The following is a 21,455-nucleotide window of genomic DNA, read 5'->3' on the forward strand; positions in this document are numbered from 1 at the left end:
GGAGGATAAAATGAGAAAAATAAAGAAAAAAATAGAAGCGATGCTGATACATCGCAAATGTGTATCTGGAGTGACTGTAATTGAGATGGTATTGATTCTTGTTATTATAATAGCCCTTTTATTAATATTTAAATCGCAGCTTATCAATTTGATTAACACAATTTTTGATAAGGTGACAAGTGAAAGCGCAGGAATTTAAAATGTTGAAAGGGGAGGTTACTGCCTTTCTAAGTCTGATATTTGTACTTCTTATTTCCTTTGTTATGGGGGTAATGGAGGCAGCGGTAATACAAGAACAAAAAAGCAAAAGCAGGATAGATACAGACGTTGCTGTTTATTCTGTATTTGGAGAATACCAAAAGGAACTTTTTCAAGAGTACCAGATTTTTGGTATGGAAGGAAGCTATGAAACAGGAGATTTTAATGAACAAAATATTATCAGACGTATGCACTATTATGGAACAACAGGGATGCAGCATGAAATAGAAGCAATACAGCTTCTGACAGATAATCAGGGACAGGCTTTTCGCGAACAGGTAGTTACATATATGGAACAGAAAACAGGAATTTCGACAGTAAAGGAAATTGTTGATATGACAGAATCCTGGAAAGAACAGGAAATAGAAGGAGAGAAAGTAGGGGAAAAAGAAGAAAATGTATTAAGTGATTACGAGGAGTTAATTCCAGAAGGAGAAGAAGCTCCGGATTTAGGAGAAGAGAATCCATTCGCCTGCTTAGAGGAAATAAAGAAATCTGGAATTTTGTCTATGGTGCTGCCTGAAGAATTTCCGCTGTCTGGAAAAAATGTTGATTTAGACAGTCAGCCGTCTTACAGAAACCGGATAACAGGAAGAGGGGAACTTCCAGCGCGGCAGAATTTGGATGGGATTGAGGAAAAACTCCTCTTTTCAGAATATGTGTTGGAAAAATTTCAAAATGCAATGTCGGAGGAGGAAAAAGAACGTTCCCTTTCGTATGAGACAGAGTATATTTTATCTGGCAAGGAAAGTGATGAAAAAAATCTGGAGAGTGTTATACAGAAGATCTTCCTTATACGGATGGGGATTAACTATCTTTATTTACTTACTGATACAGTAAAACAAGGGGAAGCAGCAGCTCTGGCGTTGACGGTTTCAACACTGCTGGCAATTCCTTGGGCGGAAGAAGCTGTAAAACAATTAATTTTAATTGCCTGGGCAGCAGGTGAAAGTATTATGGACTTGAGATCGCTGTTGTCCGGCAATAGAGTGGCGCTTATCAAGACAACAGAGAACTGGCAGTTATCTTTATCTGGTTTGATGACCTTGGGGAGTGAGTCAGATTCTTTAGAAGGAACAGACTGTGAAGGTGGTTTTTCTTATGAAGATTATTTAAGAGTACTTCTTTTTTTAAAAGATAGCGGAGAAATTTCCATGCGATCCTTAGACAGAATAGAACAAAATTTAATATATGAACAAAATTTACCCTTTTTTCGTACAGATTTTTGTATTGTCAAAATAAAATTGCAAAATCAGGCTGTAGTAGGTGGAAAATTTACATACGAATTTCCTATATATTTTGGCTATGAATAATAAATGTAGCCAGGGCTGTAATACCATTTAGATAATGAAAAATGAAATGTAGTCTTTGGTTCTGGTACAGGTGCCCTTTCAATTCATCAGATCCCCAGATGAACGAAACATATTTTAAATTTTTGAGAAAGGAGAAGCTGTGATGTCCAAGCAATCGAATAGAAATAGAAAAATATCCAATCCGCAATCAGAAAGGGCATCTGTACGGGAACCAAAGGCAACTGTAACAATTGAAGCAGCCTTTGCAATTCCGTTTTTTCTGTTCGCATTTTTATGTCTGGTATATTTGATGGAAATTCAGGTAATAAAGGTAAGTATTCATTCTGCTGCGTTAAATGCAGGAAAGAATGCAGCAGAGGAGGTAGCAGTATATGAGTTTCTGGATATAACGAAGCTACAGTCAGATATAGTATATTTGATTGGTTCTGAGCGTTTGGATAGAAGTCTTATAGATGGAGGAAGTGCAGGGATTTCATGTACGGGATCTTATATGGAATCTGGAAACAATGAACTGTATATTAACTTGAAATATGGAGTCAGGCTGCCTTTTCCTACGTTTGGAAATCCTACAGCTAAATATATAGAAAAACTGAAAATAAAAGGATGGACTGGATATGAAAAAGGTATACCTGATTCCGAAGAAGATAAAATTGTTTATATTACAGATACAGGGACAGTCTACCATGAAGACTATCAGTGTTCTTATTTACAGCTATCCATTCAATTTGTTCCATATACTGGATTATCGGATTTGAGAAATAAAGATGGAGGGAAATATTATAAATGTGAAAAATGTGTACATGGAGATGCCTATACAGGTGTATACATTACAGACAACGGCAATAAATATCATAATTCCATTCAGTGCAGCGGATTAAAACGATCGATCCGTGCAGTAAAGAAATCTGAAGTGGCAGGGAGAGGAGGATGTTCCAGATGTACGAAATAAAGCATATAGTATGTATACTATATTTATTTTTACTTTCATTGACAGATATAAAAAAGAGGAGAATTCCTCTATGGGGTCTGATTATCGGAGTTGCTATGTCTGTATTATTTCAGTGTATAACCAGGGATAAGGATTTTATTTTGATTGTCTCAGGCGCAATGACAGGAATCATTTTTATTGTGGTGAGCAGAGTCACGAATGAAAAATTTGGATATGGAGACAGTATTTTAATTTTGGCGCTGGGAATTTTTCTTGGATTTTGGAATATTCTATATTTACTTTTTATAGCGTTTCTTCTTGCCGCCGTATATTCCATTTTTCTTCTTAGTGTATACCACCGAGGCAAAAAGGAAAGCTTTCCGTTCGTTCCATTTCTGGCAATGGGATATGTGGGAGGAATGATGCTTGGAAATTTCTAAATACAAGACAATAAAAAAAGAGGGAATAAAAGGAAATACAACTGTACAAATGGCATATATTCTGCCGCTTTTTTTCTTTTTTTTTATTTTGATTATTCATACAGTTTTTTATTTCCATGACAAAATTATATTAAATGGAATCGCCTGTGAGACTGCGATATTGGGTTCTCAGCTAGAAAGGAGACAGGATGAAACAGGAAAAATAAATCTGGAAGAATTTTTTAAAGAGAGAACAGAAAAGAAACTTATCTTGTTTGCAGAATATACTGTTACAGTCGATAAAACTAAAAAAGAGGTTATAGTTACAGTAGCAGCAAAAAAGAATAAGATGAAACTGAACATTGAACAGAAAGCAAGAATCATGCATACAGAAAAGAGGTTGCGTAGTTGAAAACAACATATGAGAAAGATTGGGATAAAACCTATCTTCATATTGATCTGGAAGAAACATTTAATGAAAATTATCAGCTTCAAATGATAAGAAAAAATAAGATACCAGGAATATTAAAAATGAAGGGAATAGGATTGAACAATGGAAGCAGATATACATTTACTGTCAATGGAATGCAGTCTATGAGGCAAACCTATGAAAAGACAACTATAAAAAAAGAGGATATTTGGCAGTTTATATCCTCTTTGATAACAGTCACAAATACACTGAAAAATTATCTCTTGACTCCGGACTGCCTGCTTTTAAGTCCAGATTATGTATTTATTGAAAATGGTATATATCTGTTCTGTTATCTTCCTATAAAACAGAAGATATTAAGTGAATCTTTCCATGAAATGACAGAGTATTTTGTTAAAAATCTAGACTATGAGGAGACAGAAGGTATATTCCTGGCATATGAATTACATAAAGCTACGCTTCAAGAAAACTATAATTTAGAACAGATATTAAAAAATTATGAAGAGAAAGAAATAGACAGAAGAAATGAAATGGAAGAATTGAAAGAAGGAAGAGCTAGATTTACGGAAGAATATATATTTACGACAGAGGAGGAAAGTTCAGAAATATACGAACCTGTTCAGGACATGGAAACTGTTTGTGAGATGGGAGGATGGAAGAAACCCTGGAAAAAAGTAACAGAAAAAATAAAAAAGAAACGATGGGGAAGTTGGGATGATCTGATTTTGGAAACAGATGGACAAGATAAAAGGTCTCAATTATAATGGAAAGGGTATAACAGCATTACTGTTTTACGAATAAGAGGAATATTCTATAATGGTGAAAAGAGGAATCGCTTTGGAGAGAAATCAGAAAGCAGTTTGTACTACAGGTCTTATAGTTATAAATATTGCAGTATTTATGTTTCTGACTTTAATAGGAAGAACAGAGGATGCAGTGTTTATGCTGGAACATGGAGCTATGTATGAACCTTATATCACAGAAGGACATGAGTATTACAGAATTATTTCAAGCCTGTTTCTGCACTTTGGGATTAGCCATTTGCTGAATAATATGGTAATGCTGGGAGCTTTGGGGTGGAACTTAGAAATGGAAGTTGGAAGAGTGAGATTTCTTCTTATCTACTTTATAAGTGGAATTGGAGGGAATTTTATTTCTCTCTATTCTAATATAGTTCATAAAGAAAATGTTGTATCCGCAGGTGCATCCGGTGCAGTCTTTGGACTTATGGGAGCTCTTCTCTATGTGGTGATACTGAATAGAGGAAGAGTTGGAAGACTGACCGAACGCGGCATGCTTATTATGGTTGTGCTCAGCTTGTATTTTGGCATAACTAGTTCAGGTGTGGACAATTTTGCACATCTGGGTGGTCTCATATGCGGATTCTTATTGACAGCGGTTATTTATCATAAAAAGAAGAAAAAAGAACCTGTTATATAGGAAGCTTAATTGTAAAGGTTGTTCCCTTCGTTGGAGCTGAATCTACGGAAATTGTGCCGTTATGTGCTTCGATAATTCTTTTGGAGAGGGAAAGTCCCAGCCCAGTGCCATCCTCCTTAGATGTGACAAATGGAGTAAAAATAGTATTAATTTTATCAGCTGGAATACCGCATCCGTTATCTTTACACAGGATAATCAGCATATCTTTTTTTCGTTGTGCTGACAGGGTGATAGCTCCATTTTCACCAACCGCGTCTTTTGCGTTACGCAGAAGATTTAACAATACTTCTTCTAGTTTTACTTTATCACCAGTGAAATCACCCAAATGTGATGGAACAGAAGAAGAAAATTCAATAGATGAATCTTCAGAATCCAGAGAGATAGCAAAAGAAACAGCTATATTTTTAAGCAGCTTCTCAATAGAAAAAACGGAATGGTGAAGTGTGCTTCCATTATTAAAGGTAGAGAGTTCATTAAGCAAATTGCACATAAATTCAACATCTTCCATTGTCTGTTTCCAGTGGGAGTATTGTTTTACTTCTGGGTGTTGGATCTCCATAACTTGTAGTGAAGATGATACAAGAGTAAGAGGATTCCTTATTTCATGGGCGATAGTGGATACAGTTGTGCGATGATTTTCTAAAAGCTGGCTGATGATCTGTTTTACGTCTTTGTTTTCCTCCATTAACTGATTCATTTTATTTATATCTATATTATGAAGCATGTAAAAACCTCTCTTTCTACTTCTAATAATTTTAGTCTAACACGATGAAATATAGTGTTCAATAGAATCAACATGACATGTTTCGACACAGACGGCAATGAAAATATTGAATGAAAATTCTTCTCTTTTTTCCCAAAATAGTCTATACTACTAGTAAAACATATGGGGAAAGAGGTATTTATAATGAAAGATAATAATTGCATTTTCTGTAAAATTGCGACTGGAGAGATTCCATCAGCAACGCTCTATGAAGATAAAGATTTTCGGGTTATACTTGATTTAAGCCCTGCGTCGAAAGGACATGCTCTTATTATACCCAAAGACCACTATAGAAATTTATACGATTTAGATAATGAATTAGCATCAAAGGCTTTGGTATTAGCAAAAAAAATGATCCAAAAGCTTACTGACATTTTAGGCTGTGATGGATATAATATTGTCCAAAATAATGAGGAAGTAGCAGGACAGACAGTCTTTCACTTCCATATGCATTTAATTCCGCGTTATAATGGAGATAATGTCGGAATTGGATGGAAGATGGGTGAGCTGTCTGAAGCAGATAAAAAAGAGATTTTAGAAAAATTAAAGTAAATTTGGGGATAGAATGTTGACAGGTAATCATGAATTTGATGAGATTTATAGCAAATACAAAAATCTTGTTCTCAAAGCAGCATACGATTATTCAAAAGATTACAATGAGGCGGAAGATATCGCACAGAACACATTCCTCCAGTTATACATCCATTACGATAATATGGAAAAGACGAATATTGTTTCATGGTTATATACAACAGCAAAGAATTATGCGTTGAACTACAGGAAGAAGGCTGCAAAAGAAATCTTTGAAAATGAAGACGACGCGGTCAGTATACTGGAACAAGAAAGAGAAAGCACAGAAGATGAATATATGGAAATGGTTCTTGATTTAGAGACAAAAGAATTTGTAAATCATTTATTTCTTGCATTACTTGAGAAAAATGAGAGATGGTATAAGGCTATTGTTTTGGCATATCATTTGAAAATTCCACAAGCTGAAATTGCAGAAGAAATGGGAATTAGCATTGAGGTATTACATAGTATTTTGCATAGAGCAAAAGAATGGATGAAGAAAAACTTTGGAGTAGAGTTTAATGAACTAAACGAGATCTAACAAATACCGAATGTTGGATGTCCAGAAAATCCGAACATTTTACATTCAGTATTTGTTAGTTATTGTATTAGGATTTTAAGCTGACATTTTCAATAAGCTGAATAATCGTCTGAATAGAATCCTGCTGGTTGGAATTTCTCATAGCATCTATAAATGTACCGCGGTCATTGTAAAGCTTTTGTACAGAATCTAGTAAGGTATCTTTGGAAAGATCCTCTTCTTCAAGTACCATGCTGAAGCCTTGCCGTTCAAAAGAACGCGCATTTAATATCTGATCTCCGCGGCTTGCATTTGCAGACAGAGGAATCAAAAGATTTGGTTTTCTTAATGCTAACAACTCACAGATAGCATTGGCGCCGGCTCTGGAGATAACAATATCTGCAAGTGAAAATATGTCACGAAGCTCATTTTTGATATATTCAAACTGGCAGTATCCTTTAATTTGAGAAAGAGAATTATCCAATTTCCCTTTGCCGCACAGGTGAATAACTTGAAATTTTTTTAGAAGTTCTGGTAGAGATTGCCGTATGGCTGTATTGACGACAACTGAACCAAGACTTCCACCAATTACAAGGATAACTGGTTTATCAGCAGAAAAACCACATAAGTCCATGGCGGCAATCTTATTTCCGGAAAGTAATTCCTGGCGGATTGGAGAACCTGTCAGAATCGCTTTTTCCTTTGGCAGTGTCTCTAACGTTTCTGGAAAGTTACAGCATACTTTTACAGCAGAGGGAATCGCAATTTTATTTGCAAGTCCAGGGGTCATATCTGATTCATGTATGATTGCAGGGACTTTATTTCTTTTTCCTGCAAGCACGACAGGAACAGAGACAAATCCTCCTTTCGAAAAGATTACATCTGGTTTTAATTGTTTGATTAAGGATTTCGCTTCACGGAAACCCTTAAGTACACGGAATGGATCAGTGAAGTTCTGTACACTGAAATAGCGGCGCAGTTTACCAGAAGAAATACCATGATAGGGAATTCCGAAAGGTTCAATTAATTCCTTTTCGATCCCTGTATAAGAGCCTATGTATTGGATATCATAACCTAATTCTTGAAGTTTAGGAATTAGGGCAATATTTGGAGTAACATGACCGGCTGTTCCGCCGCCGGTGAGAACGATACGTTTCATAATGAAAACCTCCAGATTTAAAATAATGATGCAGGCAGAAAAAGCCTATATCTTAATAGAAAACAAATATATTTTCATATTAACCTTATTTAATAAAATGTCAAGGAGAAAGTATTATAAAAAGAGGCAGATGGATGAAGAAATATAGAAAGTTATCACTGCAGGATGAAATAGACAAAGAGGCAAAGAGAATAGAAAAAAGAATATTGGAGAATCCAGACTTGAAAGATATTCAAGTTTCGGAGGAGTTCGATGCTGCTTTTTTGAAAAAAGTCCAGGAATATGAGAAGAAAAAAGCAGAAAGAGAAAAAAAGAAGATACATCCTACAGAAGATACAGAATTTGCAGAAGAACTTGTGCCAGATATGGACAAGTTGCCTTTTGACAGAAATAATGAAAAGGATTTTTCGAAAGGTAAGAAAGATGCTGCAGGTACAGTAACAGTATATCGCAGAAGAAAAAGAAGCTATCTTTTTGTAGCACTTGCAGCAGTATTTGTTCTTGTACTGGGAAGTGGGCTTACCAGTGTAAGAAGCAAATCATACTGGAAAGAATTGTGGAATAATTTTGTGGGAGATGAGAAAGTAAGTGGCATAGATGTTGAGGATATGGAAAAACAAGAAACAGAAGATTTAGACGAACTTGGGATTTATAAAGAAATAACTGAAAAACTAGGAATTTCAGTAGTTCGATTACAATATAAGCCTAAAGGAATGGTGTTAAGCAATTATAATTTAGATATTGAGCAAAAAAGAGCGCAATTGTTTTATAATTATAATAACAAAATAATAAAGTATACAATATATTTGAATGATACTGATTCTTCTTTAAGTCAAAAAGAATTAGACAAGTTGACAGATGTATTTATAGTTGAAAATGGAGACGAAAAAATACAGGTGGAAGAATATCAAAAAGATAGCGAATATAGATATATAGCTGATTTTGAAAATCGAGGTATTCATTATCAGTTGAAGGGTGTCATGGAAAGAGAAGAATTTAAGAATATCATAAAAAATTTAAAAATTTTATAAATTATGCGTAAGTTTTTGGCAGTTCAGTTGTTTATTTATTGAAAAGGTGAAAAATAATGCAATATAGAAGAGGTATAAAAAGTGAAAAAGAGAGTTTTGTCTATTTTAGGCAGTATTATGATGCTATGTTGTGTATTTACAGTATCTTTAACAGATGTACAAGCAGCAGGTAACGAATTGATCCAGGTAGATGGTTCTTACCTGACAACAGAAGATACATCTATTGGAAAGAGTCCGGAATCGATACTTAGAGGCGAGTACCTCATGGATGGAGAATGTTCTATCTCGAAAGCTGGAAGAAATCGGATCTATGTATATGCAGCAACAACGGCAGATTGTTATGTTGATTTTATTTCCGTTATTATCTATGTGGATCAGTATAATGAAGAGACTGGTAATTGGGAACAGATTGATGCTTGGTCTGTAGACGATACAGATAATTATTTTGTTGCCACTTCAAAATCTATTACAGTAGAAAGAGGATATTACTACAGGGTACATGCAGATCATATTGCAGGAATGGAAGATGAATATCCATATGAAGAAACTTTTTCCTATACAAATGGTATCCTTGTCCCATAACCTCCATAATTTGTAAAAGCCTCTCTTTTGAGTCTTGAAAGCAGGCGCCGTGATGAAGCGTAGCAGGAACTATTAACAATTGATTTGATTATAGAAAACCTGTACCGAGAAAACACCACAAACTTTACGCTAATTACGGCGCCCGCTTTCAGGATTCAAGAGAGAGGCTTTTATTTTTTGAAAAAAATTAAAATAAAATTTAATTGTGCAATATATATAAAAAATGAAAGTAATACATTTATTAATTGACAAAAATGTAAATGAAATGTTAGTATATAAATACAAAATGAAACGTTTCATATGGAGGTTAAATTGTCATCTTATAAAGATATAGTAAAGCTTACAGGACTGTCATTGGGAACTGTCTCCAATGTTATACAGGGGAAAGGTAATGTAAAAGAAAAGAATAAAGAAAAAGTTTATGCAGCAATGCGACAATTAGGCTATCGGATTGATTATCAGGCAAGAGGGCTGGCAACAAATAAAACAAGCTTGATCGGACTTATTGTAAGTAATATCGAAAATATCGCTGAGACAAAAATGCTAATGCCAATGGAGACATTTGCAGAGAATCATAAGTGCAGGATTATTACAGCAACTTCTCGTAATGATAGTGAAAGGGAAAGACGAAACTGTGAGGCAATGCTGAGCAGCAAGGTGGATGGGCTGTTTATCTTTTTTGAATCACTTGAAAATAAAGAATATTTTAGGAATTTAGCGGAAACAGAAAAGATTCCAATCATTTTTTTGGCAAGATACCTGGATAACTGTAAACTTCCTTATGTTGCTGTTGATAATCAGTATGCGGCAAAGAGTATGGTAGATTTTGTTTATGAGCGAGGTCACAGAGAGATTACATATCTAGATATTGCAGAGGAATCTATGTTGTCACCAAACAGAGACAGAAGGCTTGGCGTTGAGCTAGAATGTAAGAAAAGGGGGATAGTGTATAAGAAACGGGAATATAAAAGATTGGAAAACGATATGGAGGTCGGATACCATGCGGCGGAGGAAATGATATTATCGAAGAGTATGCCTAGCCTGGTATTTCCAAGAGACGATAGTTTTGCAATTGGCTTTTACAATGCATGTATTCGATATGGGATTCGTATTCCTGAAGATGTATCGATTATGAGCTTTGGAAATTTTTATCCGAAAGAAGTTACGCCAAAACGTCTTACGACTTATGACAGAAGATTCGACAAAGTGATCCACGAGGCTACGCTTATGTATTTGAAAATTAGAGAGGCAAGAGATAATGGATTGGAGGAAGATAAGATTAAGAAAAAGTTATTTGTAAAAGGAAACATTATAGTTGGAGAAACAATAAAGGATTTAACAAAGTGATTATGAAGATGGTTCACGTGAACTGTCTTTATAATTGGTAAGAAAATGAAACGCTTCAAAAATAAGGGAAGGAATGAAAATATGAAAAAGAGAATTTTAAGTATGTTTTTAGCAGCTGCAATGGTTTTTAGTATGACAGCATGTTCAGGAGACAACAAGGATAATTCTTCAGGAAAATCTGATGGAGATTCTATTACAATCAGTGTTCATCCGTCTGGACATGGCCTTCCTGCTTATGTAGCAGAACAGAATGGATATTATGAAGAGGAAGGGCTGAACGTAGAAACTTTAGTATATATTGGAGCGCCGCCTCAGATGGAAGCATATCAGACGGGAGCCTGGGATATTGGAACGACAGGCTTTGGAGGAATCGTCTTAGGAGTAGCGCAGAAGGATTTGAAAATAATAGGTCTAAGTATCGATGATGGAGCTTTGATGGGCCTGTGGACAAAAGAAGACAGCCCGATTGTAGAGGCTGGCTATAACGAGGAGACAGGATGTTATGGAACTGCCAAGGACTGGAAAGATGCGGAAATACTGTATACACAGGGAACAATTACGGATATTCTGTTGATTAAGACATTGGATAAACTTGGCTTGACCATTGATGATGTTGTCCGTACCAATATGGACTCTTCTCCTGCATTTACGGCATTTAAGTCAGGAAGTGGCGACATGGTGCAGGCAAATGCTTCTTTCTATTTTAATGCGGAAGAAGAGGGATGGGTTCCTGCGACCACAGGAGAAAGCCAGGAAATATTCTTACCGTGTGCAATTACAGCGAGTGAGACGATTATTAAAGAACGGCCAGAAGTTGTGGAAAAATGGGTGCGTGCTTATATGAAGGGTGTACAGTGGATCAAGGATAACCCAGAAGAAGCGGCAAAGATGTTTGTAGAATTTTCAGAGGCAAATGGAGTAGCGACAGATGAAGAAAATGCACTGAAATTTGTAAATGCACAGGTGATAGATATTCCGTCCCCAGAAGAACAGATGGAATATTTTGCGGAAGGGGAAAACGGAACCGTTTTACAGGACAGATTGGCAGAAGTAATGGATATTTATATCGATATGGGAAATTATACAGAGGAAGAAAAAGCGGCATTGATGGAAGAAGACAGTTATGACAGTTCTTTTATGGAAAAAATGGTAGAGGAATAGAATCTGGTAGAGTTCTCAAATTGAAAGTAATGTATTAGAGAAAGGAAATCATATGGAAAATCCAGCTAATATGGAAAATGCGATTCGTACACTCAGAAAGAAGGAAAAAAAGAAAAAACGGACGACAATTCTGTGCGGAATTATCAGTATTGCTGTATTTCTATGTGTTTGGCAGCTATTGTGTACATTGAAGATAGTAAGTGGAGATGTATTGGCATCTCCACTACAGGTTATTGACGCAATTATAACTAAAATAGGTGATCCCAGACCAGATGGAAATACTTTGATTGAAAATATTTTATCTAGTTTTAAGCTTGCCATGATTGGTTTTTTCCTGGCGCTTATTGTTGGCCTTCCTCTAGGACTTCTAATGGGGTGGTACAGACCGCTGGATAAATTAGTAAAGCCAATTTTTGAATTAATTCGTCCGTTACCTCCGATTGCATGGATACCGATTGTAATTGTACTGTTGGGTATCGGGACAGTAGCAAAATCATTTATTATATTTTTTACAACTTTTGTACCTATAGTCATTAATTCTTATACAGGCATTAGGGAGACAAATCAAGTTTATATCAATTACGCGAAAACATGCGGTTATTCTAATTGGAGAGTGTTCTGGACAATCGGAATACCGTCTGCTATGCCTTTGGCATTTGCAGGAATGGTCATTGCTTTAGGAAATGGATGGGGTACATTGATTGCGGCAGAAATGTTGGCATCAAGCAGCGGGCTTGGCTACATGATTTTTATGGGTAGAAATTACGGGAGAATTGACATTATTATAGCAGGTATGCTGGTAATAGGTTTGATTGGGCTCGGATTGACTACGGCGCTGAGTAAGATTGAAAATTATGTCTTGAAATGGAGGATAAATACGAAATGAAAAACAATGTAAAAAAATTTTCAACACGTGAAATCATCCTGAACATACTGCCGTTAGTCTCTATTATATTGTTTATCTTTATGTGGATTTTAGCTTCGGGAGAAGGAAAAATTATACCAGCTCCTGCTGATGTAATAGAAAGAGGAGAACGTTTACTAGAGAAACCTATCAATAATATTACATTGGCGGGACATATATGGGCTAGTATGAAACGTGTACTAAGCGGACTCGTATTAGCTTGTATTTTTGGAATTCCTTTTGGACTGTTGATCGGGTGGAACAAGAGATGCTGTGATTTTTTAAAACCTATATTTGAATTGATTCGTCCAGTGCCTGCTCTTGCGTGGATCCCATTGATGACACTGTGGTTTGGAATAGGAGAATCTTCAAAGATCGCACTTATTTTTATAGGAACATTGATGCCTGTAGTAGTAAATACATACTCTGGCGTCAGATTGATTCCTAGACTGAACATTGATGTTGCCAGAGCATTTGGAGCGACAGAATTTCAGATTGTGAAGGAGATAGTGCTTCCCTGTTCTTTAAGCGCGATTATGGCAGGAGTTAAAACAGCCATGGGGACAGCGTGGATTGTTGTACTTGCGGCTGAGATGATTTCGGCAAACTCAGGGCTTGGATTTATGATTATCAGGGGCTCTGATGTGGCCGATCTATCATTGGTTATTCTGGCAATGATTATCATCGGTGTGATTGGAGCAGTGCTTTCTTGGTTGTTGACACTTGCAGAAAGGAAATTATGTCCATGGAAAGAAGAAATAAATTAGAAATCAGAAATATCAGCAAGGTATTTTTAACGAAAAAGTCTTATGAAATAGCGATCGAAGATGTAAGCCTGGACGTAAAAGAAAATGAGTTTCTTGTGTTGCTGGGGCCAGGAGAATGTGGAAAAACCGTTTTACTGAATATTATAGCGGGCTTAATGAAGCAGACGGAAGGAAGCGTATATATAGACGGAGAAGTATCGCAGGGAATCAATAAGAATATTGGATTTGTATTTCAAAAATTAGGCATCATGCCATGGCTTACTGTTCGTGATAATGTGGCTCTTTCGGATAAGTTTCATAAGGTATCTAAGAAGGAAAGGTATGAAAGAACCCAAAAATATATAGACCTCGTAGGGTTAAATGGATTTGAAAAGCATTATCCGCGGCAATTGTCTGGTGGAATGAAACAAAGGGTAGGTATAGCGAGAGCTTATGCGAGTAATCCAGAAATTCTTCTTATGGATGAACCGTTCGGGCAGCTAGATGCACAGACAAGATATTCGATGCAAGAGGAGATTCTTAAGATATGGAATCAGAATAAAAAGACGGTTATCTTTGTCACAAATAATATAGAAGAAGCTGTGTACCTGGGTGATAGAATCGTTCTTTTTAGCGCGCGTCCGATGAAGGTAAAAGGAATTTATGACTTGAAAGACTTAAAACGTCCAAGAGATTACACAGATCAGGAATTTCTTAGAATACGAGAAGAAATCAGCAATCATACAGACCTGGTAATAAAATAAGGAGAGAATGCTGTGAAGAAGAATGTAAAAGTTCAGGTAAACAATTTATGTAAATCGTTCGGTGATTTGAAAGTAATTGAAGATTGTAGCTTTCAAATCAAAGAAGGAGAATTTGTATGTGTTGTAGGACCTACGGGGTGTGGGAAAACTACTTTTTTGAATGTACTTTCGAATCTGCTTGAGCCTACGTCAGGCGAGGTTTTAATAGACGGAGAAAAGGCGAGTCCCAGGAAACATAACTTGTCGTTTATTTTTCAAGAGCCGTCATCACTGCCTTGGCTCACAGTAGAAAAGAATATTGCATATGGGTTGAAAGCTAAAAATAAAGACAAAAAGTATATTCAAGAGCAGACAGAAAAAATACTCGATCTAATGGGACTTCAGAAGTACAGAAAAGCATACCCCGCAGAGCTGTCTACGAGTTCAGAACAAAAGATAGTAATAGGAAGAGCCTTTGCAGTAAATCCAGATTTGCTTCTGATGGACGAGCCATATGGACAGATGGATGTAAAAACCAGGTTTTACCTGGAGGATGAAGTTATTAGAATGTGGAAAGAACTGCAAAAGACAATTATTTTTATTACACATAATATAGAAGAGGCTGTTTATATGGCGGAAAGAGTACTGATTTTGTCCAATAAACCAGCGAAAGTAAAGGATGAGGTGGTAATTGATCTGCCCCATCCGCGGAGAGTAGATGACCCTAGATTTATAGAAATCAGAAATTATATTACAGAACAAATTAAATGGTGGTAAAGCTTATGGATAAACCGAACATTTTGTATATTATGGTAGATCATCAAATTTATTATAGGCATGGATGGGATTTTGGACCGAAAATAAGAAGAGACAATTTTGAAGAATTTGCCTTAAGTGGAGTAAATTTTACAAGAGCGTATTCTTCTAACCCCTTGTGTGGGCCGACGAGGAGATGCGTATTAACAGGTTTATATTCTCACCATCACGGAGAAATTTTAAATGATGTAAATGTGCCATTTTTAGAAAAGACATATCTGGATATTCTGACCGAGAATGGGTATAGAAATTATTATTATGGCAAATGGCATGCTGGAAATGGTACGGCGCTGGAACATGGGTGTGAAGGATACTGTTATCCATCGTATGGGAATCCTTATTTGACGCCGGAATATCAGAATTATCTGAAAGAATATAATCTACCGAAACCAAAGATCAAGATCGAGTGTACAATGGATCCGTGGAGACTGGATATTAAACCAGGAGAAATATATGTGCAGGACAAGGAGTGGACTAATGAGGAGGCATCCGGCATACTTCTGACGCCGAAAGAGACGCATGAAGCCTTCTTTCTGGCTGATATGGCGTGTAAACGATTGGAAAATATAAAAAAGGAAGGGAATCGAAACCCATTTTCTTTGAGGCTGGACTTCTGGGGGCCACATGCGCCCTATTTTGTGACACAGGAATATGCAGATATGTACCCTCCGGAGGATATTCCACAGTATCCCACGTTTGACTCGGCTCAGTTGGAAAAGCCGTCCTGCTATAGAAAAGAACATAATTTAGGAATTGCTGACAATGAGGGGAATCTGATTTATCCAAACCCTATACCCTGGGAAAAATGGCAGCTCTTATTATCACGGTGCTATGCACATTCTACAATGGTAGATGATGCGGTCGGAATTGTGATAAAGAAATTAAGGGAATTGGGGTTGGATGAAAATACACTTATTATCTGGACGGCAGACCATGGAGATGCGATTGCTTGCCAGGGCGGAAAATTCGATAAGGCGAGCTATATGGTGGAAGAAGTAATGAGGGTGCCACTGGCAATGAGTTATAAAGGAGTAATAAAACCAAAACAGGTTACAGATGCGCTTGTCAGCAATTTGGATATTCCAACAACTATATTGTCGGCAGCAGGACTTTCATTTGATTATGAGCCGGACGGAAAGAATCTTTTAGAGATGGAGGCATCTGGTTTTAAAAAGAGAAGAAAATTCTTTGTCAGTGAAACATATGGACATATTGAAAGAAATGTGGCAAAGTCTTTAGTGACATCTAGATATAAGTATACAGTGAATAAAGAAGATATTTCAGAACTCTATGATCTGGCTCTAGATCCCTATGAGACGAGGAATTTGATTTTTTCAGAATCACATTTAACATTAAAAAATGAACTAGATGAGATGCTCAAAAATTGGGTAAAAGAAGAAAAAGACAATTTTTTCGACGGAGACAGTGATTACATATTAAATGAATTTTTAAGCAAAGGGACAAGTAAACCAAGAGATTATTAAAGAAAAAAGCAATCGGATTATTTTCCGGTTGCTTCTTTTAATGCTTTTGCCAACTGATCAGGGCAAGAGGTTGTTTTAAAACCACATTTGATTCCCTCGATTCTGCGGATAGCCTCATCTACGTCCATTCCTTCGATAAGGCGGGAAATTCCCTGGAGATTTCCATTGCATCCACCTACAAAAGATACATTTTTTACTTTGTTGCCTTCGATATCAAAATGAATTTTCTGGGAACAGACGCCCTTTGTTTTGTAATCCATAAAAACACTCCTTTTTAAATTTTCCTGGCTTTGTCTGGGAATTTATTATGCAAATACCGCAAACTTAACAGCATTATAAATGTTTATTCCAATAATTACAACCATCAGGAAAATAAATAATTTATTTACTGTATTTTCATCTATTTTTTTATTGATCTTGCCTCCTATCGTACCTCCGAGAACCCCTCCAATCACCATGAAAATAAGATATGATACCTGTACATCTGGGATAGTTTTTGTAACGCAGGTCTGCACAAGACTTGTAATCTGGGAAAACATGATAATATACAGAGAACTTAAAGCAGCCTCTTTTGTAGACATAGAGAAAAACCAGGCGAGGACGACAAGATTGATAGGTCCACCGCCGATGCCTAGGAAGCTGGACATAATCCCCAGAAGAATACCGATGACAATACACAGCCAGACTTGCGTATACTGCTTTGTGCGGATATGCTTTTTGCAGAGGGTATAAATCAGTGTTCCTACAGTTATGAATATCAGTACAATTGCCTGGGTCAATCCTACGAGATTTTCATTTCCAACGGCATCCTTAAGAGTCTGAAACATAATCTTTCCCATGACTCCGCCCGCCGCCGCACCTATGGCGAGGGAGGTTGCAATTTTAATATCAAGCTTTGCAGATTTGGACTTGATATTTTTGTAGACAGAGATAACGGACATTGCAAGAACTGTACAGCCAGAAAGGAAACTAATACTGCTTACACTCATAATTCCGGTTGCGTCAAGTACCGGTTTGATAATGACACCGCCGCCGATACCGCAGATGGAACCTACAATGGAAGAAAGAATACTTACGATAAAAAAGATACAAATACCTGCCATGTTTACCTCCTTAAAAATTTTGCGATTTCCTCTAACCGTGATCCGGCCTTGGCAAAAAACATCCGGTAGCTTTCACAGAAATAGCTGCGATAAGCGCCGCTTTCAGGCTCTTTTATCCGGCTTCTTCTACATCCTCCACGGCAAAGAAAATAGTATGGACATGCCTTACATGTATTGCTGATATGTTTCGATTGTTCAATAAAGGCTTTTGCCCTTTCATTTTCAAAAAAATCAGATACTTTATTTTCATTGAAGTTTCCTAGCTTATATTCATCCAGCACATAAAAATCACACGGGTACACACTGCCGTCTGCCTCTACTACTCCCTGCATACTACAAATTCCCCTCTGCTCACAGGATTCAGGCGGATAGCCCATGCAAATCCCGATATAATTTTCGAACTGTCTTATATAGGGGGCTTTTCCGCGTTTCCAGTCTTTATACCACATATCAAAGAGTTGAATCAAAAACTCTCCATACATGGAAGGGGTGAGAGAATAGGAATTTTGCCGGTCTTCTTCCCCCAACGGCTCCAGACATGTAATGTACTGTTGGTAACTCCAGCCATTTTGTTTATATTCCTGATATATCTGCCGAATTTTTGGCGCAGTGAACGCATTTACTACTGTCAGAATGTTATATTCTACTTCATATTCTTCAAGCAGACGGATAGAGTTACGGATTTTTTTATAAGTGTCAGCTCCTGATTTTGTATGGCGGCAAGCATCATGTGTTTCCTGGGTACCGTCCACAGAGACTCCAACGAGAAAATGATTTTCTCTAAAAAATTTGCACCATTCATCGTTGAGCTGAAGTCCATTTGTCTGTATCGCGTTAGATACTCTGACTTTATTCCGGTTAAAACGATTCTCAAATTCTACTGCCTGCGCAAAGAAAGGAAGTCCCCGCAGCGTAGGCTCCCCACCCTGAAAGGCAAAGCAGATATCAGTCTGTGCATGAAATAAGTTTTTTTTAATTATATTTTTCAATGTATTTTCCGTCATCATTCCATAGGAGGCATGTTCTCTTTTTGCTGCTTCGTCGCAGTAGAAGCAATAATCACAATACATATTGCACTGGCTTGATGAGGGTTTTATTAATACGGTCTGTAAGTACATTTGATTATCCTTTATTCCTTTATTATCTTGCAGTTAAATATATGACATCTCATATAGTGTAACATAGATTAGAGTTTCGTACGCCTTTTTTCGCGATTATTTTTATAAAAATGACAATTTTGAAGTGATTCATAACAGTTTGGAGAACAGAGAGAAATTTATTGTTAAGTAAAAGGCTTAAAGTAGATTTTCAGCAGCTTCAAAATAGAGTGAAACACAGAAATATTGTTGGAAGGGCCTGTTTGATTTGTAGAAATATGTAGAACGGTTTTTGAGGAAAGTCCTTGAAAGATAGGCTATAATGTGCTCAAACGCAATGTCGGGCTGATAAGTTCCGGCAGAAAATATTGCGGCAGAATCAAAAATAGGAGGAATAGCTATGTTGAAAGAAGTAGCAGCGGACACCAATATTATTGTGTATCTGATGATTATAGTCGGTGTTATCGGAGTTCTGGCAAAAGTAATAAATCAGATTACATTGCGCAGATTGGTGAAAGCCGCAGGCAGTATGTCTAAGAGTACACACAAACTGATAAAATTGGTGCGTGCGAAATATGAGCATGCATGTATGGCACATGATTCAGTAGAAAATACAAATGCATTTGTAGAAAAATATATATTCGAATACCGAGGATTCCTGTTCCGGATACATACCTGGAGGCAGTTGGAACTACAGGCAATCTGGTTTTCAGGAATACTGGCGGCGCTTGGAGCGTCGGCTCACTATCTTTCCTACGGATTTAATGAATCCGTGTTTCAATATATTGCGGCAGGGGCGGCAGAGATGGTATTTTTGTTTGTAATCAGGCAGCTGTCGGACGAGCCATATAAAATCAATGCGGCAAAGATTTATATGGTGGATTACTTGGAAAATATATGCTCCTGTCGCTACAAGAAGCAGAAGACACCGGAGAAAGAAGCGATCAATGTAATTGCCGCGGATAGTACGGCAAAGATGGCTCCGATAAGAGAAGAAAGCGATGCAGCACCCGCAGAATCCGGCGTGCCTGCAAAAGCAGAACCTAATTTGTCTATCAATATAGAAGGAGAACCAAGAGATGTAAAAAAGGGAGAGGAGGCGCGTCAGAGTGTACGCAGGACTATGAAAGAAAAACTGGAAGAACAGGGAGAGCCGGCTTTGAAAGAGGAGGCAATCAGACAGATACTGGAGGAGTTTTTGGCTTGAATAACCCTTGCAGATTTGGTAAAATATGCTTATGACAGATAGCACAAAGAGGCTATGAGAAAGGTCAGCGGAGAGGAAGGGTATCAATGGCTAAAGTAACATTTGATTATTCAAAAGCATGTAGTTTTGTTCAGGAACATGAAATGGAATATATGAGTGGGCTGGTGGCTCAGGCAAAGGACAAGCTGCTTGAGAGGACAGGAGCTGGAAACGATTTTCTTGGGTGGATTGACTTACCGGTGGATTATGATAAAGAAGAATTTGCCCGTATCCAAAAAGCAGCAGAAAAAATAAGGAATGATTCCGAAGTTTTGCTTGTGATTGGAATCGGGGGATCTTACCTTGGCGCAAGAGCTGCGATAGAATTCCTGGGTCATTCTTTTGCAAACGTCGTTTCTAAAGACATTCGTAAATCTCCTGAGATTTATTATGTAGGTAACAGTATCAGCAGTACATATATTAAAGATCTGGCAGACGTAATCGGAGATAGAGATTTTTCTATTAATATGATTTCAAAATCAGGAACTACTACAGAGCCAGCCATTGCCTTTCGAGTTTTTAAAGAAATACTGGAAAAGAAATATGGAAAAGAAGAGGCCGCAAAGAGAATCTATGCTACGACAGACAAGGCGAAGGGAGCATTGAAAAAGCTTGCGACGGAAGAGGGGTATGAGACGTTCGTAGTTCCGGATGATGTGGGAGGACGTTTTTCTGTTCTGACAGCTGTAGGACTTCTGCCTATCGCGGTAAGCGGGGCTGATATTAAAAAATTGATGGAAGGCGCGGCTTCCGGAAGAAAAGCGGCTATGGAGAATGATTTTGCAGAAAATGACGCTTTGCAGTATGCGGCAATTCGCAACATTCTGCTGCGTAAAGGAAAGACAATTGAAGTTTTTGCTAATTATGAACCGAGCCTGCATTATGTATCAGAATGGTGGAAGCAGCTCTATGGAGAAAGCGAAGGAAAGGATCAGAAAGGAATTTTTCCTGCATCTGTTGACTTGACGACAGATCTTCACTCTATGGGGCAGTTTATACAGGACGGAAACAGAATTTTATTTGAAACAGTATTAGATGTTGAGAAATCAAGGGAAGAAATTATTATAAATGAAGAGCCGGTTGATTTAGACGGACTGAATTATCTGGCAGGGAAAAATGTGGATTTTGTCAATAAGAGTGCAATGAATGGGACGATTTTGGCACATACAGATGGAAATGTTCCAAACCTTATTGTAAAAATACCTGAGCAGAACGAATTCTATCTGGGAGAGTTATTCTATTTATTTGAATTTGCCTGTGGCATAAGTGGATATTTACTCGGCGTTAATCCATTTAACCAGCCAGGCGTAGAAAGCTATAAGAGAAATATGTTTGCTCTGCTTGGAAAACCAGGATTTGAGAAAGAAAGAGAAGAGTTGTTAAAGAGATTGTAAG

The 21,455-nt window shown here is 37.2% G+C and carries 25 protein-coding genes; 20 read left to right on the plus strand and 5 right to left on the minus strand.

All coding sequences use genetic code 11. The annotated features are described in order from the left end of the window. Window positions 1-10: 10 nt before the first annotated feature. The 7 genes from ACZ5C4_RS00520 (at window position 11) to ACZ5C4_RS00550 (ending at window position 4,788) form a co-directional block, all read left to right on the plus strand. Entirely contained in the window at window positions 11-199 is a 189-nt protein-coding gene (locus ACZ5C4_RS00520; RefSeq protein WP_464519318.1) for a Flp1 family type IVb pilin, read from the plus strand. A 1-nt stretch (window position 200) separates the two neighbouring features. Beyond that, a complete protein-coding gene (locus ACZ5C4_RS00525; protein WP_464519319.1) occupies window positions 201-1,571 on the plus strand; it encodes a DUF5702 domain-containing protein in 1,371 nt (456 codons plus the stop codon). 142 nt (window positions 1,572-1,713) lie between these two features. After that, complete coding sequence (locus ACZ5C4_RS00530) at window positions 1,714-2,520, plus strand: pilus assembly protein (RefSeq protein WP_464519320.1); 807 nt, start codon at window positions 1,714-1,716, stop codon at window positions 2,518-2,520. Further along, window positions 2,508-2,939 carry a prepilin peptidase gene (locus tag ACZ5C4_RS00535; RefSeq protein WP_464519321.1) on the plus strand — a complete coding sequence of 144 codons (432 nt, stop codon included), beginning with the start codon at window positions 2,508-2,510 and terminating at the stop codon, window positions 2,937-2,939. Before ACZ5C4_RS00530 ends, ACZ5C4_RS00535 begins: the two co-directional genes overlap by 13 nt. Continuing rightward, entirely contained in the window at window positions 2,926-3,330 is a 405-nt protein-coding gene (locus ACZ5C4_RS00540) for a TadE family protein (protein WP_464519323.1), read from the plus strand. Before ACZ5C4_RS00535 ends, ACZ5C4_RS00540 begins: the two co-directional genes overlap by 14 nt. Further along, a complete protein-coding gene (locus ACZ5C4_RS00545; RefSeq protein ID WP_464519324.1) occupies window positions 3,327-4,112 on the plus strand; it encodes a DUF6382 domain-containing protein in 786 nt (261 codons plus the stop codon). Before ACZ5C4_RS00540 ends, ACZ5C4_RS00545 begins: the two co-directional genes overlap by 4 nt. A gap of 73 nt (window positions 4,113-4,185) precedes the next feature. Next, window positions 4,186-4,788, plus strand: a complete 603-nt coding sequence (locus tag ACZ5C4_RS00550) for a rhomboid family intramembrane serine protease (protein ID WP_464522291.1) — start codon at window positions 4,186-4,188, stop codon at window positions 4,786-4,788. Here the strand turns inward: ACZ5C4_RS00550 and ACZ5C4_RS00555 are convergent. Continuing rightward, window positions 4,781-5,512 (minus strand): two-component system sensor histidine kinase NtrB, encoded by a 732-nt coding sequence (locus ACZ5C4_RS00555; RefSeq protein WP_464519325.1) that lies wholly within the window; start codon window positions 5,510-5,512, stop codon window positions 4,781-4,783. The genes ACZ5C4_RS00550 and ACZ5C4_RS00555 overlap by 8 nt on opposite strands. 183 nt (window positions 5,513-5,695) lie before the next feature. Between ACZ5C4_RS00555 and ACZ5C4_RS00560 the strand changes: the two genes are divergently transcribed. Next, window positions 5,696-6,103 (plus strand): HIT family protein, encoded by a 408-nt coding sequence (locus ACZ5C4_RS00560; RefSeq protein ID WP_464519326.1) that lies wholly within the window; start codon window positions 5,696-5,698, stop codon window positions 6,101-6,103. 13 nt (window positions 6,104-6,116) lie between these two features. Then, window positions 6,117-6,662 carry an RNA polymerase sigma factor gene (locus tag ACZ5C4_RS00565; RefSeq protein ID WP_464519327.1) on the plus strand — a complete coding sequence of 182 codons (546 nt, stop codon included), beginning with the start codon at window positions 6,117-6,119 and terminating at the stop codon, window positions 6,660-6,662. Between the two features lie 67 nt (window positions 6,663-6,729). On the opposite strand, the gene ACZ5C4_RS00570 is transcribed toward ACZ5C4_RS00565, so the two are convergent. Continuing rightward, window positions 6,730-7,800, minus strand: a complete 1,071-nt coding sequence (locus ACZ5C4_RS00570; RefSeq protein ID WP_464519328.1) for an undecaprenyldiphospho-muramoylpentapeptide beta-N-acetylglucosaminyltransferase — start codon at window positions 7,798-7,800, stop codon at window positions 6,730-6,732. 134 nt (window positions 7,801-7,934) lie between these two features. On the opposite strand from ACZ5C4_RS00570, the gene ACZ5C4_RS00575 reads away from it, so the two are divergent. From ACZ5C4_RS00575 to ACZ5C4_RS00615, 9 genes are all read left to right on the plus strand, one after another. After that, window positions 7,935-8,831 carry a DUF4367 domain-containing protein gene (locus ACZ5C4_RS00575; protein ID WP_464519330.1) on the plus strand — a complete coding sequence of 299 codons (897 nt, stop codon included), beginning with the start codon at window positions 7,935-7,937 and terminating at the stop codon, window positions 8,829-8,831. 81 nt (window positions 8,832-8,912) lie between these two features. Further along, window positions 8,913-9,413: a DUF6147 family protein gene (locus ACZ5C4_RS00580; protein ID WP_464519332.1), complete on the plus strand. Its 501-nt coding sequence runs from the start codon at window positions 8,913-8,915 to the stop codon at window positions 9,411-9,413. Window positions 9,414-9,725: 312 nt separating this feature from the next. Then, window positions 9,726-10,760 carry a LacI family DNA-binding transcriptional regulator gene (locus tag ACZ5C4_RS00585; RefSeq protein ID WP_464519333.1) on the plus strand — a complete coding sequence of 345 codons (1,035 nt, stop codon included), beginning with the start codon at window positions 9,726-9,728 and terminating at the stop codon, window positions 10,758-10,760. An 81-nt stretch (window positions 10,761-10,841) separates the two neighbouring features. Beyond that, window positions 10,842-11,921 carry an ABC transporter substrate-binding protein gene (locus ACZ5C4_RS00590; RefSeq protein WP_186875903.1) on the plus strand — a complete coding sequence of 360 codons (1,080 nt, stop codon included), beginning with the start codon at window positions 10,842-10,844 and terminating at the stop codon, window positions 11,919-11,921. 52 nt (window positions 11,922-11,973) lie between these two features. After that, on the plus strand, window positions 11,974-12,807 hold the full coding sequence (locus ACZ5C4_RS00595) for an ABC transporter permease (RefSeq protein WP_464519334.1): 834 nt from the start codon (window positions 11,974-11,976) through the stop codon (window positions 12,805-12,807). Then, window positions 12,804-13,592 (plus strand): ABC transporter permease, encoded by a 789-nt coding sequence (locus tag ACZ5C4_RS00600; RefSeq protein WP_464519335.1) that lies wholly within the window; start codon window positions 12,804-12,806, stop codon window positions 13,590-13,592. The genes ACZ5C4_RS00595 and ACZ5C4_RS00600 overlap by 4 nt, the downstream gene beginning before the upstream one ends. Next, window positions 13,571-14,335 carry an ABC transporter ATP-binding protein gene (locus ACZ5C4_RS00605; protein WP_464519336.1) on the plus strand — a complete coding sequence of 255 codons (765 nt, stop codon included), beginning with the start codon at window positions 13,571-13,573 and terminating at the stop codon, window positions 14,333-14,335. Before ACZ5C4_RS00600 ends, ACZ5C4_RS00605 begins: the two co-directional genes overlap by 22 nt. Window positions 14,336-14,347: 12 nt before the next feature. Next, entirely contained in the window at window positions 14,348-15,091 is a 744-nt protein-coding gene (locus ACZ5C4_RS00610; protein ID WP_186875906.1) for an ABC transporter ATP-binding protein, read from the plus strand. A gap of 5 nt (window positions 15,092-15,096) precedes the next feature. Beyond that, window positions 15,097-16,614, plus strand: coding sequence for a sulfatase-like hydrolase/transferase (locus ACZ5C4_RS00615; RefSeq protein ID WP_464519337.1), 1,518 nt, complete (start codon window positions 15,097-15,099; stop codon window positions 16,612-16,614). A gap of 17 nt (window positions 16,615-16,631) precedes the next feature. On the opposite strand, the gene ACZ5C4_RS00620 is transcribed toward ACZ5C4_RS00615, so the two are convergent. Genes ACZ5C4_RS00620 through ACZ5C4_RS00630 form a run of 3 tightly spaced genes read right to left on the minus strand, consistent with a single transcriptional unit; the run spans window position 16,632 to window position 18,835 of the window. Continuing rightward, on the minus strand, window positions 16,632-16,874 hold the full coding sequence (locus ACZ5C4_RS00620) for a TIGR03905 family TSCPD domain-containing protein (RefSeq protein ID WP_464519338.1): 243 nt from the start codon (window positions 16,872-16,874) through the stop codon (window positions 16,632-16,634). Between the two features lie 45 nt (window positions 16,875-16,919). Further along, window positions 16,920-17,717: a TSUP family transporter gene (locus ACZ5C4_RS00625; protein WP_464519339.1), complete on the minus strand. Its 798-nt coding sequence runs from the start codon at window positions 17,715-17,717 to the stop codon at window positions 16,920-16,922. 2 nt (window positions 17,718-17,719) lie between these two features. Then, entirely contained in the window at window positions 17,720-18,835 is a 1,116-nt protein-coding gene (locus tag ACZ5C4_RS00630) for an anaerobic sulfatase maturase (protein WP_464519340.1), read from the minus strand. 379 nt (window positions 18,836-19,214) lie between these two features. On the opposite strand from ACZ5C4_RS00630, the gene ACZ5C4_RS00635 reads away from it, so the two are divergent. After that, window positions 19,215-20,021, plus strand: a complete 807-nt coding sequence (locus tag ACZ5C4_RS00635; protein WP_464519341.1) for a hypothetical protein — start codon at window positions 19,215-19,217, stop codon at window positions 20,019-20,021. Window positions 20,022-20,107: 86 nt separating this feature from the next. Next, window positions 20,108-21,454, plus strand: a complete 1,347-nt coding sequence (locus tag ACZ5C4_RS00640; protein ID WP_464519342.1) for a glucose-6-phosphate isomerase — start codon at window positions 20,108-20,110, stop codon at window positions 21,452-21,454. Window position 21,455: the final 1 nt, after the last annotated feature.

The sequence above is a fragment of the Mediterraneibacter flintii genome (genome assembly GCF_055387595.1).